Origin of the sequence: Dysgonomonas sp. HGC4 (genome assembly GCF_001261715.1) — a bacterium.
Taxonomy (GTDB): domain Bacteria; phylum Bacteroidota; class Bacteroidia; order Bacteroidales; family Dysgonomonadaceae; genus Dysgonomonas_A.
The window spans coordinates 19332-36895 of sequence record NZ_CVRU01000019.1 but is presented as its reverse complement, the minus strand read 5'-3'; the positions used below and the strand labels follow the sequence as shown (position 1 = coordinate 36895).

Here is a 17564-nt window from a genome sequence, read left to right as displayed (position 1 = left end):
TAAATAAATATATAAATAGAAAAAAAGAATTATTACTAATGTAAAATATTAGAATAATATACTAATTTTACAATATAAAAGACATCCTATTAATAAGGTCGAGGTTTAAACTTATAGCAAGTATCTTAATATTAAAAAAGATTAATTACTATCGAATAGCTACCATCTTTAAATTACTAAAAAATAATATTTCCCTTTGAATTAATTCTTCGTAAACTATACGTATTGTCGGATTGTTATAAAAATCACTATTAATTAATTGATATCATGTCATCTTTTAACCCTAAAATAGAGATGCTACACTCTATATAGACCCCAAATAAAGAGTATTAACGAAGCATTAATAAATACTAATAATCAACACCTTTACTTATAGCAAGCAACTTTACTCAAATCTAAAATGAAGAAACATACCTTTATTGCTTTTATCTTATCCCATCTCACGATATTCGGGCAAGTAGGAATCAATACCGAACACCCTAAAGGAATATTCCACGTGGATGGAATGAAAGATAATGTGGAGAATCCTAGTCTCACTCAACAAAATGATGATGTAATCGTAGATAATAACGGGAATATGGGAATAGGTACTACCATTCCAACAACTAAATTAGACATAAACGCCGGAATTATAGCCATACGCGACGCAAGTCAAAAACAGGGTAATGTATTAATGTCTGATGCCAATGGTATAGGTACATGGGCACGCGTAGGAGATAATGGGAAAACATCTTTTTGGAGGCTAGAAGGGACAGCAACCTTTAGCGATACAAATAAACATACACTCATAGGTACCGGAGGAACCGGCAGCGGATCTTTTCTGGACGAAAGTGAGATTAGTGGACTGCGTAAGCCCACTGGAACTGATACAAATGATCCAAATATCTTAAATAGTAACATCATTGTCCCTGCTGGGCTATATTTCATTATTATTGATCTTGAACAACTGAATAAAACTGAATACGGTAGGATTGAACTTTTAACAGGGCTTAACACGGCCAATGCCGATTCTCAAAGAATCTACCAGATATATTACAAAGAAAAACTTACTGGCGCAGCCTTTATGTACAACTTTACGGCTTCGACAACAGCACTACACGTAGCCGTAGCATATCAAACTGTTCCGGGATACACCCGATATCAACTTCCGAGTACGAGTAGTTTTATTTTTAAAATAAGATTCATTAAACTCAATAACTAATTTTGACTCACACCATGAATAAAGTATATTGGACTCTTTTACTCTTCATATTTTCGGTCTCAATTGTAGCTCAAATTGGCATTTTAACAGAAAATCCACTACAAGTTTTGCATATTGATGGTATGGGAGATAATACAAATCCGGTCACAGACATCCAACAAGAAAATGATGTTGTCGTTACAAGTGAAGGCAATGTAGGTATAGCGACTATAAATCCGGACAGGAAATTAACGGTTAATGGTAAAATACAAATAAAAGATGGGTCTCAAGCCAACGGTAAAATACTTATGAGTGATGCTAATGGGCTGGCAAGTTGGAATGGCAACGTATCTGTAAAAGGAAAGTATGGTTCATGGAGGCTTTCGAACCGAGATTTTCTCGAAAGTAACGGAACGATTACATCTCATGATGCCGGTACTAGTGGAGCCGTCAATTTTACATTTCAGAATACTGGACAAGTACAACTGACTGCTCCATTTCAAAATACAACATACCCATACACCGGATCGTTTATCCTCCCGGGGGATGCTATAGGACTCACAGCAATCTCAAATGGTGTACATATACCTCAAGGAAATTATTTTGTCGTATTAAATGGGGATATTGTAGGTAAATCTGAACTTTGTACATTATATATATATGTTGGAAATACCTTGTATTGGCATGTATCTTACGCTGAATTCCTCAGTGGAGTAATCTTCCTTTTACTTGTAAATACTCCTACCGGTGTTAATCTTTCTCTCAACTGGGAAAATCGCCCTACAAATGTTTACTATTGGCCAAATACGACAGCTAATACAGCACAATATCGCTATACTTTAGATTTTAATTTGTTAGGTAACCTTCTTTTTAATTAAAACTATTATGAGAGCTATATCATTTTTTTTATTTTCCACAGCACTCTTCTTTTCTACAAACAGTTTCAGTCAACAGATTGGAATCAATACAAAAACGCCTAAAACCGGAACAACTCTGCATATTGATTCACAGGGAAATACATCTGCTGACAATACCACAAATACGACTGATGATGTAGTTGTAATGAGTGACGGTAGACTTGGTATTGGCACAACTTCTCCATCGGATATTACTACAGGTGTAAAAGTGGAGGTTGATGGGCAATTTCGCTTGCGTCAGGGAGCTGCCCTTGAGAAAATTTTGATGACTGATGCCAATGGAAATGCATCTTGGCAATCTTTCTCTCTGGGCGACTTTAGTAGTGAATTCGTTGTTGAAAGCCCATTCCTTACTATACCATCTGGAAATATTTATAAGGTACAAACTATCGCCACTTTCAGATTTAATCAACTTGAACTTAAAACTGACGGAACTTCTTCTCTAACTATCCCACCAGGACGATATTTAATTTCTCTCTCTAATAATCTTACATATATATCTGCATCTAATAATTTGGCTGAATTTAATGAATATGCCAAAGTATATCTGTATAAAATGGATCCGGCTACAGGGGATGTCTATACGCCCGAACTTTTCCATTGTATCTATGGCATAGATCAACCAGGTGCTTCGATGTTCCTAAATTTTACGCAAGAAACTACTTTATGTGTGGCTTTCGAAGCCATAAATACTGGTACAGGAGTCCCTTACGTAACTCCTCTGCCTTATAATCCTCCTGCTGATGCTATTTATCCTTTTCTGGTGATGAGAGCAACAATAGATGTGCTTAGAATACAAGGTTTCTAATTAACTTGAAATGATTTTCAATATTAACTAAAAAAAGAAAAGCTATGGAAAGACTGATCAACACAAAATTGTTTTGCCTGCTGGAGAAGATGGACGGAACTTTTAATCCAGATGAGCCTGACATTGCTCCTGTCTACAACGACTTCGTGCGCACAGTAACATCACTTTGCACCTCTGCCCGAGGGAATGTACCTACTTACTTTACACTACATTACACCCGTTTGGAATTGGAAGGAGTTCAAATTTTATTAAGCGATGAGGGGGCGGGGGAAAAATGTCCCAATCTTATATTGCATTACCCGCTGTCTGTCATACCTATCTATTGCCCTGCAATGGGCCGAATGTAACCCGGAACCTGTGGCAACAGTCTCCGAAACGAAGTCTAACCCTGATCTTGAATCTGAACCATCTGCCGCTGATTATATATGGGAAGGAACCATTACCGACTTGATAGAGTTGGCGATTGCTATTTATAATATCAAACTGATCCGAAAATCTTCAGGCGAACTGATTACCTATGCCGAAATCGTCCGCGCGTTGAAAGTCGTATTTGGCATCAAAATTCCTAAAAATATTTATAGCCGCAAGACCCGCGCGATGGAGCGTAAAAAGAACACTTCGCCGTTGCTGGAACGAATGCTTGCGTTGTACAAGAGCGAAGTCGAAAAAACATATCAGTAAATCAGTATGTTACAAATTAAATGGTGGTACTTACGGTGGTAGATACCACTTTTTTGTTTTCCGTTTCCGCTAAACTTGCAAAAGAAATTAAAATAAGCAAATGCGATATAATATGGAAAATAATGATTTGACAAATTGGATGCAGGAATGGTTTGAACAATTCATGGGACGTTTCGACCGACTAGATAAATTTATAGAAGTAATGAACTCGCGGCATAACGTATTAAACGGTGAGCGGCTTCTAGATAACCATGACCTGTGCAAACTTCTGAATGTTAGCAAGCGGACTTTGCAGCGTTACCGTTCCATTGGAGCTATACCTTATCAAATGATTTATCACAAGACCTATTATAAGGAATGTGATGTAGAAAAATTCATCTGGGATCATTTTTCAAAAAATAACAACGACAAGGAAGAAGTATAATCATCCGATTCACATTCGTTTTTTCTATTATAGAGGAACTAAAAAAGACCGCAAATTATTTTCTGCGGTCTTTATCCTATATCTTTAAGCCTTTTTTTCCTATATTGCATTAGCCAGATGTGCGATTATAAGCCTGTCTTCCATATCTCTTTAGCCTGTTTGAGTTCCCCGCAAGGAACCTCAGAGTTTCGACTCGATTTAATGCTAATTCTCTTTAAATAAGTCGATTAGAATTTTTATTTTTATGTAAAATATGCGATTTGTAAAATATTTGTAAAACGCTATACTCAAAGGGCAAGAAATGTGTAGAAGTGAAAGCCTAAAGTTATACAAATCCTGATTTGAAAGCCTAAAAAGAGTAGATAATTTCTTCAAACACAATACAAAAAATCTATTGCTGAGGGGTCGGTACACCCCCTAAACGAATTCTACACTCACACCCCAATCCGATGTATCGCATTTTTTATTCTTTTCGGATAAACTATATTCTTCTGTATTCAAGCCCATTAAGCATTCCCTTTTCTTTTTTATTGGCAAATGGCTTTTTGTTTGCTATATTAGTAGGGTCATAAATATATTATGGATAAGCTAACTAAAGAGCAAAGAAGAAAAAATATGCAAGCTGTTAAGGCGTCTGGTTCTAAAATAGAAACAGCGTTGGCTAAGGCATTATTTGCAAAGGGTCATCGTTATCGCAAAAATGACAAGACTGTTTTCGGAAAACCAGATTTAACTTTCAAAAAATATAAAATTGCGATTTTTGTAGATAGTGAATTTTGGCATGGTAAAGATTGGGCTATTCGCAAAAATGACCATAAGTCTAATCAAGAGTTTTGGCATAAGAAAATAGAACGTAATATAGAACGAGATAAAGAGGTCAATACCGAATTAACAAAACAAGGTTGGAAAGTTATTCGCTTTTGGGGCAATGACATCAATAAAAATTTGTTATTTTGTATTCTTGAAATAGAAGAAGCTATAAATAATTCAAAAATGGATTTTGCAGAAAGAATATCTCTTGCAGATATAGGAGGAAAGAAGTTTAAAATACGCCTGATTGAACCTGATTCAAATAGAGAAGCCGTTTTGACTCATTATATACATAATAGTTCTAACGGAGTTTCTCAGTTCTATAAAGAAGGTGCAATACAAGCGACAAAAGATATTTTGGAATACAAATATCCAGAAGAGTCTGTTACAGAACAAGTAGCAGAAGCAGCTTTGCAATATGGTTTATTCGAAGCCGAAAATGTACCTTTCCCTCCTATAGACAAACCTAAATTCAAATTTATTGATTTGTTTGCAGGGATTGGTGGATTCAGATTAGCTTTTCAAAATTTAGGAGGTAAATGTGTATTTACCAGCGAATGGGATAAAGAAGCCCAAAAAACATATCGTAAAAATTTTGGAGATGTTCCTTTCGGAGATATAACTAAAAAAGAAACTAAAGCTTTTATTCCAGATGGTTTTGACGTATTATGTGCAGGATTTCCTTGTCAAGCTTTTTCTATTGCAGGAAAACGTGGAGGTTTTGAAGATACCAGAGGAACATTATTCTTTGACGTTGCAGAAATCATAAAAACAAAAAAACCTAAAGCCTTCTTTTTAGAAAATGTTAAAGGTCTTAGAAATCACGATAAGGGAAAGACTTTAGAAACAATTCTGAATGTATTACGAAATGATTTAGGGTATTATGTACCCGAACCTCAAATAATGAACGCTAAAAACTTTGGTGTTCCTCAGAATAGAGAACGAATTTTCATAGTTGGATTTCATCCAAGTTTGAATATATCTGATTTTGCATATCCGCTAGCTACTGATGATACCAAGCGTTTTGCTGATGTTAAAGAAGAGAATGTTGTACCAACTAAATATTACTTGTCAACCCAATATTTGCAGACGCTAAAGAATCACAAGGCAAGACATGAAGGTAAAGGTAACGGTTTTGGATACGGCATTATTCCCGATGATGCCATTTCTAACGCTATAGTAGTCGGAGGAATGGGACGTGAACGTAATTTGGTCATTGATGACCGAATTACAGATTTTACTCCCACAACAAGAATAAAAGGAGAAGTTAACCGCGAAGGTATAAGAAAGATGACTCCTAGAGAATGGGCTAGACTGCAAGGTTTCCCCGATAATTTTGAAATACCTGTAGCTGATGCTTCTGCCTATAAGCAATTTGGTAATTCTGTAGCAGTACCAGCAATACAAGCAACAGCACGTGAAATATTATTAAACTTAGGAATAGATGTTGACAGGAAATAAAGGAGAATGGAGCGAAATATATACGCTTCTGAAAATCATTGCAGACAAAGAATTATATGCAGGAGATAAAGATTTAAACAAGGTCGAAAATCTCATATTCCCCATTATAAAAGTTCTTAGAACAGAATCCAGTGGCACGTATGAATATGCCTATGATAATTCTATCGTCATCATCAAAAATGATAAGGAAGAATTCAAAATACCTATCTCTGAGTTTCACAAACAAGCATCTAATTTGTTGACCTCGTTACAGAGTGCAACTGGAGCTTCCTTTTCTTGCCCTGATACAGAAAAGTTTATTAACTCATTTAACTGTCAATCCTTAAAAGCCAGTTCTTCTGTCAAGAGTGATATTCAAATAGTAATCCACGATTTAAGGACAGGAAGTACCCCAAAACTAGGATTTAGTATAAAATCACAGTTGGGAGGTGCTTCAACTCTATTGAATGCCAGCAAAGCCACCAACTTTATATACAAAGTAACAGATGCAACTTTCTCAAATAAGGATATAACCGATATTAATAGTATTGACACACGCAGTAAAATACAAGACCGCATTCATGCTATTACTAAAAAAGGAGCTTCTTTAGAATTTGATAAGTTGGAAAGCCCGACATTTGGAAATAATCTAATCTTGATTGATAGTTCACTGCCGACTCTATTAAGCGAGATGCTCTATTTGTTCTTTACTTCAAAGAATTCAAAGACTATCGAACTTGTTGAGGAAATAACGGCTCAAAATCCATTAAAATATGACTTGTCTTTAAAGCATCCTTTCTATTCATATAAAATCAAGCGTTTCCTTACGGATATTGCCCTTGGAATGATGCCGTCTAAAGTTTGGACTGGAGAGCTTGATGCCACAGGCGGTTATTTGGTTGTAAAAGAAGATGGCGATATTCTTTGCTATCATATATACAATAGAAATGAATTTGAAGATTACCTACTCAATAATACCAAATTTGAAACTGCTAGCAGCACTAAGCATGATTTTGGCTCTGTATACAAAGAAGGGGCAGATACACTTTTTAAGTTGAATTTACAGATAAGGTTTTTGAAATAAAGTTCCTGATGAAAAATAAAATATTAGCAATACAACGATCTAAAGATGCGAAAGTATTTAGAAAATACATTGACTATATAAGATTTCCTTACTATAAAAACTTCATAAAAGACACGAAAATTACCTTCGATTTTCCACTAACAGTACTAGTCGGTCCTAACGGTACTGGGAAAAGTTCCATTTTAAAAGCCCTATATGGCTATATGGCTGTATTGAAGGATACAGTCTTGGAGATTATTGGTTTTCGACTAAAGTAGATACAATCAATGATCTTAAAGATACTAGAAATTGTTTTATATATAATTACCAGAATTCGGATTCTTCAGATAATCAATTTGAGGTTTTAGTTCAAAGAACATATAGAGACAATAATCCTGATGTTTGGGAGCCAAGTAGACCTGTTCAAAAATATTTGATGAAGGTAAAAAAAGACGATAAAAATTACAGAAAGTCAAAAATAGCAAATGAACCTTTGTATATCGACTTCCATTCTGTGTTATCAGCTTTCGATACTTATCGTTACTTTTTACCTAGGGGAAATAAACTTGAAACGAATAAATATTTAAGGAAAAAATCCAACCAATTATACAATATTATTAATGGAAGGCGTGAACCTTACAAATTTAAAGGTTATGAGCATAATAGAACACCTATCGTATTGGATGATGCTCAGTTATCTATTATTTCCAAAATATTAAATAAAAAATATATAAAGGGTAAAATTATAGAGCACAAATTTTTTGTTGTATGGGGTACATCAGTCTTTCTAGAAACAGACAAATATAAGTATTCAGACGCTTTTGCTGGTAGTGGAGAAACTGCTGTTGCTATTTTAGTCAACAAACTATACTTGGCAAAAGAAGGTACTTTAATTTTATTAGATGAGCCAGAAATCTGTTTACATCCAGGGGCTCAAAAAAAATTATTTGAATATTTATTAAATTCTTGCTTACAAAAAAAATTACAAATTATTATCTCAACCCACTCTCCCGAGTTAATTAAGTACTTGCCAAATAATGCCATAAAAGTATTCACAGAATTAGCTAATGGAGAAATAGAGGTAACTAATGAAAATAATTCAGGCTCAGCATTTTATTATCTAGGTGCAGATAATGAAAATAAAAAGATTATTTATGTTGAAGATACATTAGGTAAAACAGTTATTGAAGAACTGGCTTCAAATATTTCTGAAAGCATTTTAGACCAAATAGAAGTAATTGTTCATCCAGGTGGTGCCGAAAGTATAAAAAGGAGTATAGCTATATCATCCCAATTAAAGGAGAATAATAAATTTTTCATCTTAGATGGAGACAAAAATAAGGTATATCAGGATTATAAAACATTATCACTTGGAGAAAATTTAAAGAATCGGTTTGAAGGAATTATACAAGATGCAACAGATATGGCTATGAATAAATTATTTGTAGCCAATAGTAATGAAGATGAGCAAATAAAGGTTGATAGATATAAAGATTTTTTAGAATATTGGACTAATAATGTATCTTTTTTTCCGAAGAATATTCCCGAAGAATTTATTTGGGATGATGATGTTTTAAAAAATTTACTTGATGATGAGACTTTGGCTAATTCTATAATATCTAACCTTGATTATAAAACAAGATTTGCTAAAACCTCAGAAGCACTAACTAATACGAGTAGAGCAGAAGATATTTTTCATACTCAACGAATTTTTCTTAGACGATGGCTTAAACAAAAAAACTCAGATTTTGAATATATAAAGTCTCTAATCACAGGTATTGTATCGTAGAATAAAAGCCACTTTTCGGTGGCTCTATCCTCCTATCTGGAAAGCATACATTTTACTGATACCTGCTAATATCAGTCGTATACCATATAATTGTACGCATAGGGTTTGTTATGTAGCGTTTAATATAAACATTTCCATTATTCCATAAGTTGCCTTTGTAAGTTTCTTTAATGCTATACCTCTCGTTGAGAAAAAGAAGACATTCAGAGGATTTATCGGGGCCTATCAACACTTCTGCGTCAATCATCTTGCCTTGAAGAAAAGAATAGCAAATAGAATAGTCTCCAGCACCTCTGTAGATTAAGAAGCCATAAGGAGCATCGTCTGTTTTTATCGTTCTGGTCTCTAGTTGCTTAATTTCATCCCTAGTCGCTCCGAACTTGGTTATTGCTTCTATATAAGTGTTGTATTTGTAGAGAACTTCAATAGAACAAGTTGTAGTTAATTTTGGTCTTCTGTGGTAGCAGTAATGTCACATTTTCCTATGCTTTTAGTTATAAGTTGACCAGTGTTGCTTACACTTGCTATGTCATTGTCGCTAGATTTAAAATTAACTTTTGGTAAATCTATACCTGTAGGATAACTTCTAAGGGCAAATAGTATGAATCTCCTATTTTTAATGAGAGAGACGTCTCTTTGAATTTTATAGATTGGAGTTTGGTTGTTCCATCTGAACCTTCATCATCGTTTGAGCATCCAATGAAAAATGAGTTAACTAAAACTGCGACTAAAAATATTATCGTTTTATTCATTTGATTTTCTGTTTTTGGTACCATAGGGTATTTCCTTCTTTGGGAGTCTGAGATTGGGTTAAAAGTTCCATTGCTTCTACAAACCCCTTAGTATCAACTTCAAAATGATATTCAGTTCCGTTGCTCCTTGTTTTATAAATCGCAAATTTGAGTTGTCCTTCTGATTCCATCATCCTATACAACTCCTCAATATTCCATCCGAAACTCAACTCACTACGTGAATGTACGGCTTCAAATTCAACTGTTTTACCAGATTCATCTTTTACATAAACGATATATTTGGCATTAGTCTTGACTGGATTATCTCCATCATATTCAAACAGCATAATATTGATGTCTTCTGGCTTTGTGATTATAAAGCGGACACCTAGGCTAGAGTGATTTGTAGTTGAATTGCTGAATGTGCCATGAATTCGCTCAGACATTATGTATTTACCGTCAGACGTGTCTCCAAATATATCGGAGTATTCTTTAATCTCCCAAATACTCGCTTGAGTGGTTTGAAGAGGTTGGTTCTTTGCACCTCCTGTTAAATTGTAGACGATGTTAGCTAAAGAATCTCTTTCTGCTACAACTTTATCATATTCGGTAGTGGAGACACCACAAGCCGAAAGTATGCAGGCGATTGAGATAATAATGTAATTTTTCATTCTAAAATTATTATTTATATATTCCATTGATTATTTTATTCCCCGTTCGATAATAAATACCGACAATCCTTTTAGCCTTGTATTCCATCTTTATATTCGACTTACAGCATTTATTTACTAAAAGCGAAGCCGATATATCTGAAATGAATAAAGTCTAAATTTATGCATTAAAAAGATTGGAACGAAAAAATCGGATCAAAAGTTATTTGCATTCTGCTTAAAGGCTCGTTTCACTCATCCTTAGAAATATATCCTTCTCCCAATAAAATAAGAAGCTGACAGAGCCTATTTTTCATTTAGGTATACTCGTCTATTCCAGAGTAAGAGATCAATGGCAGGTAACTAATATATTGTTACGGTCATTCTATAATTCGTTGCGTTTGGGATCATCACAGATACCTTATATTATCTGGGTGGTGCATTGCGATTCAGCTCCAATTATAGAATCTTATATTTGTACATCTTTGCGTTTAGTAGTTATTCCGTTGCGTATGTAGTAAATAACAGCGATACGCAAACGAATAGCTTTATAAGTTGGGATAACTGTACATTCTCAATAGTATTTCGATTTATCTCTGTCAGTGATTCATTATTAATCGCAATACAACAATTTTATATTTTGGTACTACGAAATCGGGGAATCGAAAATTTGCGTCAAAGTATATAATACTCTTATTTATTGTCTAAGTACTTACTTCTTCTGCTTATTAAGTAGAGAAATACCCCATAAATTTCGTATTAATACGGGTAAATCAAGGTTAAACTGCTTATTTTTTTTCCGATTAGGTTGTATTTATTATAGATTTTTCGGTCATAATGTTTATCTAAAATCTTACAGATAGAAGTAAACGCATCATTTTTTGCACTTTTTATGCTCTTAACAGTAGAAGAGTTCCGCATGTATGAATCTTGGTAAGCATCTACAAAATCAAAGAACTCTGTTCCCGCTTCCTCCGTAAACAGGTTATTGGATAGCCGGATAGTCGATACGACATGGCAGCTATTCATCAGGTGTTCGCGGATCGGCTTGTTCTGTTCCGAATTAAGAACGCCCTGCGAAGTGATAAAAGCAATCAAGCCGCCTTCTCGGGCCGCCATCACACTTTTGGTGAAAAAATAATTATGGATCGCCTTTGTCGATTGACTGACCGCGGGTGTTTCGTGTTTGGAGAGCAAGGGATCAAATACAGCGACATCCCCGAAAGGAATATTAGAGGCTATCACATCGAAATACTGTGAATAACGTCCTTCCATTTTCTCATAACCCTCAATCCGTATTTTATCTTGTGGATGCAGGTGTGAGAGAATCTTTCCTGTCAGCAGGTCTTTTTCAAAAGCTGTAACTTCAGCATTCGGAACGTTTTTTTTTGAATGAGGATATAAATACTCCTGTTCCTGCACTGGGCTCAAGAAATTGTTGAGCTTTGATACCACTGTTATTCAGAGCGAGTGTCAAAGCATCGACAACAGGCTTGGGCGTATAAAAAGCAGTCAATACTGAATTTTTAAGGGAGCTGACATAGCGTTTATATTCGGCATCGTCTTTCGTTCCATCCCGTAACACTTGATGCAATTCGGTTACGAGTGGGAACAAATCATGTTCCGAGGTTTTCCAATGGGTTATATCTTCCGGTTTAGCGGCGGGATTCAACACGGCTTTTATCCCTCCGAAGCCTGAATAGATTGCCTGCTTTATTTTCTCATCATCGGTAGCCTGTCTTTTCTCTTTATCGAATGCAAAGGCAATGCGGATCGCCTCAATGTAATGCCGAAGATGGGCTTTCCTGTTATAAGCCATTTTCGAGCAGTATTTGTATTTCGCCCGTCAGTTCCGTGTAAAACTGATTGTATTGCGGGGTATCGGCAAAATCGTCAGACAGGGTGTATTTATGAACCGTACCGGAAAGGCGGGGCAATAACTCCATTGCTATGCCTTCGGCTTGTACAGGGTTTACCTCTTCGGTAAATTCTTCCCAAAGGATGGTTACAAGGGTTCGGTAGGTGGAGAATGCAAGCCTTCATACAGGGCTTGAGAAGAGATTACTTCTGCTTCATCGTAGGTATGGCCTGATTTTATAGCATTGCTGTACGCGGCGTCGCCGCGTACAGCAATAAAATCGGGGTCGGTAGCTTTAGCAGGGTACGTGTCTCGCAGGTAGGATAACAGGGACAGCCGGAAATAGGATAATTCTACAGCTGACGTATTTGGTTTTGTTGCCATATCGTTGATTTTTTAGTGAGGGTCGCATACCTTTTTGTTACTACTCTTGTAAGTATATATGCATCAATCAATTCAATTCCAATAACATATCATGAAATACTTTTTTTTACATAGAGCCGAGAAAAGAAAAAAGCATCCGGAGCTTAGCCCCGGATGCCACCACTAAAAAATCAAAGTTAAACGACTATTCCGAATCGAAGAACAAAGACCTTTCAGTGGCAAATATAGGAAGATTTTACTTAAAACGTCGTTTTTTGCCGCCGTCTTTGTGTGGCGGGAACTCAAATACTGTTTTGTAGTCCTCATCGAATCTAACCGCTGCCTCGAAGGTGCTTCCGGTCTTACTGCTTACAAAACCTTTTATCAATGAGGTCTTACCATTCATTATAAGGCCTGTCAGTTGCCCGTCCGTCAGTTCTTTTTTAGCGATGGAGCGGAATACAGTCAGTCCGCAATTTTCATTCTTGCATTTTACCACCTTTGGGTAAAATACCACCTGTCCGTTTTTACACTTGGGACAGGGGCAGGTATTGCGGTTATCTGTGCGTTCGATAACAGTAGATAATAATTCAGTGGTGATCTGTGAAGCATAAACCTCTATGCCCTTGTGAAAGGTAGGAGCATCCATTGTGCCCGAAGCGATTTTATTCAGGGCTTCTTCCCATTGTCCTGTCATGGCTGCGTCGGCTATCATCTTATCTTTTACAGCCAGATAGACCACCAATCCTTTATTTGTCGGAACAAGAGATTTTTTCTCACGGACGATATAATCACGGGAAAATAATGTTTCGATAATAGATGCACGAGTGGCTGGAGTTCCAATACCGCACTCTTTTATCGCTTCACGCTGTTGTTCATCCTCTACCTCTTTGCCTGCACTCTCCATCGAACCAAGTAGACTTGCCTCTGTGTGTAGCGGGCGGGGTTTGGTTTGCTTCTCCTGAATCTCGCAATCACAGACAGGCAGGCTGTCGCCTTCAACCAAAACTGGCAGAACTGCCGTATCGTCTTCATCGTTTGGCTCGTCTTTAGCGTCAAATACCGCCCTCCAGCCGGAGACGAGCGTAACGCTTCCTTTACAGGAAAAGTGTACACCGCCTGCGTCAATTGAAACGGTGGTGTTCTCTTTGATTGAGCGATCGCCGAAGGCTTCCAGCATACGCCCGGCAACCATATCGTAGATAAGCTGTTCATCTTTGGATAATCCCGAAGCGGGATCTTCCGTAATAATCAACGCGTGGTGGTCGGTCACTTTCTTATCATCTACCGAACGGGGGTTAAGCGTTGTATCGAATCTGCCGTCAATATATTTTCCGAAAAGAGGGTGTGAACGAAGCGTAGCGATCAGGTGCGGCGCTTTCTCCAATACATCCTCGGAAATATAGCGGCTGCCTGTGCGGGGGTAGGATATTTTCTTTCCCTCGTACAATGCCTGTGCTATCGTCAGGGTCTTATCCGCTGAAAAGCCGTACTTGCTGTTAGCTTCCTTTTGAAGCGTGGTCAGGTCATAAAGCAATGGCGGTTCCTGCTTCACCTCCTTGCGTTCCACGGCTGTAACCTGTACTGTTCCAGCAGCTTTGACCTTTGCAATAACTTCTTCGGCATAGGTTCGGGCGTCGAACTTATCCACCGAGTGAACGGCAAAGGTTATAGATTCTTTATCGGTATGGAGTTTTAATCGGAAATAGGTTTTCGGTTTGAAGTCCTTATTTTCCTGATACCTGCTACAAATAATTGCCAGTGTCGGGGTTTGTACTCTGCCCAAAGACCAAACGCCATAACCTGCCGAAATAGAAAGAGCCTGACTACTATTGATTCCTACGAGCCAGTCTGCCTGACTACGGGCTTTCGCAGAAGCGTACAGGTTGTCGTAGTCTGCGCCGGGACGAAGGGTTTTAAAACCGTCTTTAATAGCCCTATCGGTAAGAGAGCTGATCCAAAGCCTTTCAAACGGGAGGGTGCATCCTGTATATTCGTATATATAGCGGAATATGAGTTCCCCTTCACGTCCGGCATCAGTCGCCACGATAATACCCTCCCCTCGGCTGAACAGCTCCCTGATTACTTTAAGCTGTTTTATCACGCCGGGATCGTTCTTGTACTCTTTGCCCTCTTTGACTTGTCGGGGCAATAGCTTAAATTTAGTCAGTAGTATCGGCAGGTTCTCTTTTTGAAAACCTGCGATACCGTAATGTTCGGGCATAGCAAGTCCGAACAAATGTCCGAAAGCCCATGTAACGGCATATCCGTTACCCTCCATATAGCCGTCTTTTTTATTATTTGCTCCGACTATGGCTGCTATACTTTTAGCCACAGAGGGTTTTTCTGCTATTATTATTTTCATTGGAACATTGATTTTTTAGTGGTTGGGGTCGCAGACCCTTTTATTATTTTACATTTCTACATTTTACGTCCTTTGCTTTTCTTGGGGGTGGCAGGAGATTGTTTTTGTTTTTGTTTTTGTTGCTGTTTTTGCTCCTTCTTTTCGGCTTGCCTGGCGGTGGGCTGTGCCTGTCCCTGCTTTAGCGGCTCTTTGGAATGTTTGGTCGCTTCGTTGGTCTTACCCTGATTGTTGACCGCTGCCTGCGTTTCAAAACCTGCGGCGGGTGTAACCTTCTGTGTATCTTTTACCGCCTGTTTTGCCTCGATAGCCCGTATCTGGTCGGGGTGCTTAGAAGTATGGCGAACTTTGCCTTTATCATCGTCAATCCATACCCACGCGTTGTATTTCTGCCCTTTCTGATCGGTAGCTTCTACTTTCTGTGTTCCCGAAGCATCGGATTGTGGCTTGGGACGGGATTGCATACCTTCAATAAAAATGGGTTCTTTGTTGCACAGTTTCTTAAATTCTTCTCCCGACAACTGAACTCCGCCTTGTTTGGAATAAACCCAGACTTCATCCATCTTGCGGGCTTTAGGTAACGGATTTTCCTGCCCTTGACCTTCTCCCTGCCCGGCTTGCCGTTGTTGGTTATGTTGCCGGCGTTGCTCGTCGCTGAACTTAAAATCGAAGTTTTTATTGACGGCATTGAATTGTACAAAACGGTCGATTTTCTGAGGCTCTTCCCCCGGTTTTACCTTTTTATCCATTCCCTCGACCCAGACGGCTTTACCTTCTTTCAATCCCTGCTGTTGTTCGGGAGATAGAGGAGCATTCTTCAAGGCCTGCGGGATATTGATTTCAGAGAGGGGCACGGCTTCAAGCCGGTTCGTCAGTTTGTCGAGGGAGATAACTGAGGGTACTTTCTTTCCATTAACTTCAAGTTCAAATACACGTGCGCCATGCCCGGCCTTTTGGAGTTGTTCTTTATCCTGTTCAGAAAAAGCTACGCCCATAAAAGGTTTATCGAAGTCGGGCTGTTCCTGCCTGGGATGGGTAACGATTTTGATACCATCGTCCGCCTGCTTTTCGAATGATAAGCGGGCTTGCATCGGAAACTCCTGCCCGTCGACAGCGGGCTTAATATCGACCAGGCCGGGTGATTTATGACCGTAAACCATCGCTTTGAGGGCGTCCTGCAAGGTTTCACCGGAAATACCTAATTTCCCGGCCTCTTTCCAATCGATCTTATTCAAGTCTAACGGTTGAAACCTGCCTGTAAGCTCTATCTGTATCTTCATCTTACCATCGAGTTGGATGCGGTACGGGTCGAGGACTTTGTCGGTGTGGTCGATACGGATTATTTTGTCTAAGAATGCCGCTATTTTATCTACGGCTGACATCCCGACGGCATAAACGCCCGTGTGAGATGGATTACTGAACTGTGCCGAAAATTTCTTCATGAAGTTTTCCAGAAAATTGCTGTTGGCGTCAATCTTCAAAAACTGGTCGGCATTCTCTTTGGTGGGTTCAACGGTTTTGAGTTTGCCGTCCTGTTCCCCTGCGATGGCTTTGAGCTTGCCATCTTCGCCTTGCGTCAGTAAGACTTTAGACTCTTCGGATTTTACTTTGTTTTGATCCATAATAAAATGATTTTTAATTCTGCATTAATAGTAATGCGGAACGAAGATAATGCGAACTAATGGTCTGATTGCAAGGCTTTAATGAGGTGGAAGCTTGTGGCAGGGAGTGGCGTAGGGTAATTTGGAAATTGAGGATATTTTTACATCCCGTTTTCTATCCGAACCAGGAAAGAGCCGTATATTTGCGATTGTTATTTTCAGAATATCATTATGGCTAAAAAGAAAAAACGGGGACACTATTGCCGGATATACGGGGCGTCCAAGCCGAACGAAGCGTTTAGCGGGAAGGGGCATGCAAAACATATCTGTAAGGAATGTTCATCTTTGCCGCAGGAACGTAAAAGTGAACTGCAACACATAAATCAGATAGACCGGATTGCCGGGAAGTACCCCCGTTCAAGACAGGACTGGGAATTTCTCGAAAAAATGTCGAAAAACAAAAAATATCCCGAAGCAGCCGGATTTGCCCAAATGATTCTGGGGGTGAGCAGGAGTCAGCCGGATATAGAACCGGACGATAACTACATTTTTGAAAATCCCGATATAGACTATCTTCCTGTATTTTCTGAGAAAAAGAAATTCTCTGAACTCGATAGTTACGAAAAAATGGTACTAAGGGATTATATTCGTTCGGAAATCACTGAACATTTGGAGTTTTCAAATAAGATACCAACTGAGAACGATTTAATTGAGATAAGAAAACGAATGACGTCCTTTTTTGATGATGAACATAATATTTTATTGAAAAAGGACGTCACACTTCGAAAATTCTTTGAGGACAATGCAGCAAGCATCATTCACAAATTGCAGAAAAAAGCAGAGGATAATCAATAAAACTGACTATCCTCCTTATCTTCACTTTATAA

Annotated in this window: 17 protein-coding genes and 1 pseudogene; 11 read left to right on the top strand and 7 right to left on the bottom strand. The window is 38.0% G+C overall.

Annotated features, from left to right (window positions below; all coding sequences use genetic code 11):
* Positions 1 to 400: 400 nt before the first annotated feature.
* The 10 genes from HGC4_RS01875 to HGC4_RS01835 all read left to right on the top strand — a co-directional run bounded on the left by HGC4_RS01875 (position 401) and on the right by HGC4_RS01835 (position 9112).
* Positions 401 to 1201, top strand: coding sequence for a hypothetical protein (locus HGC4_RS01875; protein ID WP_050708414.1), 801 nt, complete (start codon positions 401 to 403; stop codon positions 1199 to 1201).
* Between the two features lie 14 nt (positions 1202 to 1215).
* Positions 1216 to 2058, top strand: a complete 843-nt coding sequence (locus HGC4_RS01870) for a hypothetical protein (RefSeq protein ID WP_050708413.1) — start codon at positions 1216 to 1218, stop codon at positions 2056 to 2058.
* A gap of 7 nt (positions 2059 to 2065) precedes the next feature.
* Entirely contained in the window at positions 2066 to 2905 is an 840-nt protein-coding gene (locus HGC4_RS01865) for a hypothetical protein (protein WP_050708412.1), read from the top strand.
* 44 nt (positions 2906 to 2949) lie between these two features.
* Positions 2950 to 3252, top strand: a complete 303-nt coding sequence (locus tag HGC4_RS18325) for a hypothetical protein (protein ID WP_082204039.1) — start codon at positions 2950 to 2952, stop codon at positions 3250 to 3252.
* A gap of 10 nt (positions 3253 to 3262) precedes the next feature.
* The gene (locus tag HGC4_RS01860; RefSeq protein ID WP_255349816.1) at positions 3263 to 3586 is read left to right on the top strand and encodes an RteC domain-containing protein; all 324 of its coding nucleotides are present in this window, start codon (positions 3263 to 3265) and stop codon (positions 3584 to 3586) included.
* A gap of 100 nt (positions 3587 to 3686) precedes the next feature.
* Positions 3687 to 4010, top strand: coding sequence for a helix-turn-helix domain-containing protein (locus HGC4_RS01855; protein ID WP_050708411.1), 324 nt, complete (start codon positions 3687 to 3689; stop codon positions 4008 to 4010).
* A gap of 579 nt (positions 4011 to 4589) precedes the next feature.
* A complete protein-coding gene (vsr, locus tag HGC4_RS01850) occupies positions 4590 to 6281 on the top strand; it encodes a DNA mismatch endonuclease Vsr (protein WP_082204038.1) in 1692 nt (563 codons plus the stop codon).
* Positions 6265 to 7344, top strand: a complete 1080-nt coding sequence (locus HGC4_RS01845) for an HpaII family restriction endonuclease (RefSeq protein ID WP_050708410.1) — start codon at positions 6265 to 6267, stop codon at positions 7342 to 7344. The genes vsr and HGC4_RS01845 overlap by 17 nt, the downstream gene beginning before the upstream one ends.
* Before the next feature lie 8 nt (positions 7345 to 7352).
* On the top strand, positions 7353 to 7601 hold the full coding sequence (locus HGC4_RS19185) for an AAA family ATPase (RefSeq protein WP_050708409.1): 249 nt from the start codon (positions 7353 to 7355) through the stop codon (positions 7599 to 7601).
* The gene (locus HGC4_RS01835) at positions 7538 to 9112 is read left to right on the top strand and encodes an AAA family ATPase (protein ID WP_082204037.1); all 1575 of its coding nucleotides are present in this window, start codon (positions 7538 to 7540) and stop codon (positions 9110 to 9112) included. The genes HGC4_RS19185 and HGC4_RS01835 overlap by 64 nt, the downstream gene beginning before the upstream one ends.
* Before the next feature lie 441 nt (positions 9113 to 9553).
* Here the strand turns inward: HGC4_RS01835 and HGC4_RS19180 are convergent, their stop codons facing one another.
* The 7 genes and pseudogenes from HGC4_RS19180 to HGC4_RS01800 form a co-directional block, all read right to left on the bottom strand.
* Positions 9554 to 9682, bottom strand: a complete 129-nt coding sequence (locus HGC4_RS19180) for an Ig-like domain-containing protein (protein ID WP_373419301.1) — start codon at positions 9680 to 9682, stop codon at positions 9554 to 9556.
* A gap of 178 nt (positions 9683 to 9860) precedes the next feature.
* On the bottom strand, positions 9861 to 10514 hold the full coding sequence (locus HGC4_RS01825) for a hypothetical protein (RefSeq protein ID WP_050708406.1): 654 nt from the start codon (positions 10512 to 10514) through the stop codon (positions 9861 to 9863).
* A gap of 738 nt (positions 10515 to 11252) precedes the next feature.
* Positions 11253 to 11915, bottom strand: coding sequence for an N-6 DNA methylase (locus tag HGC4_RS19025; protein ID WP_050708405.1), 663 nt, complete (start codon positions 11913 to 11915; stop codon positions 11253 to 11255).
* The gene (locus HGC4_RS19020) at positions 11860 to 12312 is read right to left on the bottom strand and encodes a hypothetical protein (RefSeq protein ID WP_050708404.1); all 453 of its coding nucleotides are present in this window, start codon (positions 12310 to 12312) and stop codon (positions 11860 to 11862) included. Before HGC4_RS19020 ends, HGC4_RS19025 begins: the two co-directional genes overlap by 56 nt.
* Positions 12302 to 12735: pseudogene (locus HGC4_RS01810) on the bottom strand (DUF1896 family protein). Before HGC4_RS01810 ends, HGC4_RS19020 begins: the two are co-directional and overlap by 11 nt.
* Positions 12736 to 12970: 235 nt before the next feature.
* Complete coding sequence (locus HGC4_RS01805; RefSeq protein WP_050708403.1) at positions 12971 to 15079, bottom strand: DNA topoisomerase; 2109 nt, start codon at positions 15077 to 15079, stop codon at positions 12971 to 12973.
* Between the two features lie 56 nt (positions 15080 to 15135).
* Complete coding sequence (locus HGC4_RS01800) at positions 15136 to 16698, bottom strand: DUF4099 domain-containing protein (protein WP_050708402.1); 1563 nt, start codon at positions 16696 to 16698, stop codon at positions 15136 to 15138.
* Positions 16699 to 16908: 210 nt separating this feature from the next.
* On the opposite strand from HGC4_RS01800, the gene HGC4_RS19015 reads away from it, so the two are divergent.
* Positions 16909 to 17532: a hypothetical protein gene (locus tag HGC4_RS19015; RefSeq protein WP_255349815.1), complete on the top strand. Its 624-nt coding sequence runs from the start codon at positions 16909 to 16911 to the stop codon at positions 17530 to 17532.
* The last annotated feature ends 32 nt before the right edge of the window (positions 17533 to 17564 follow it).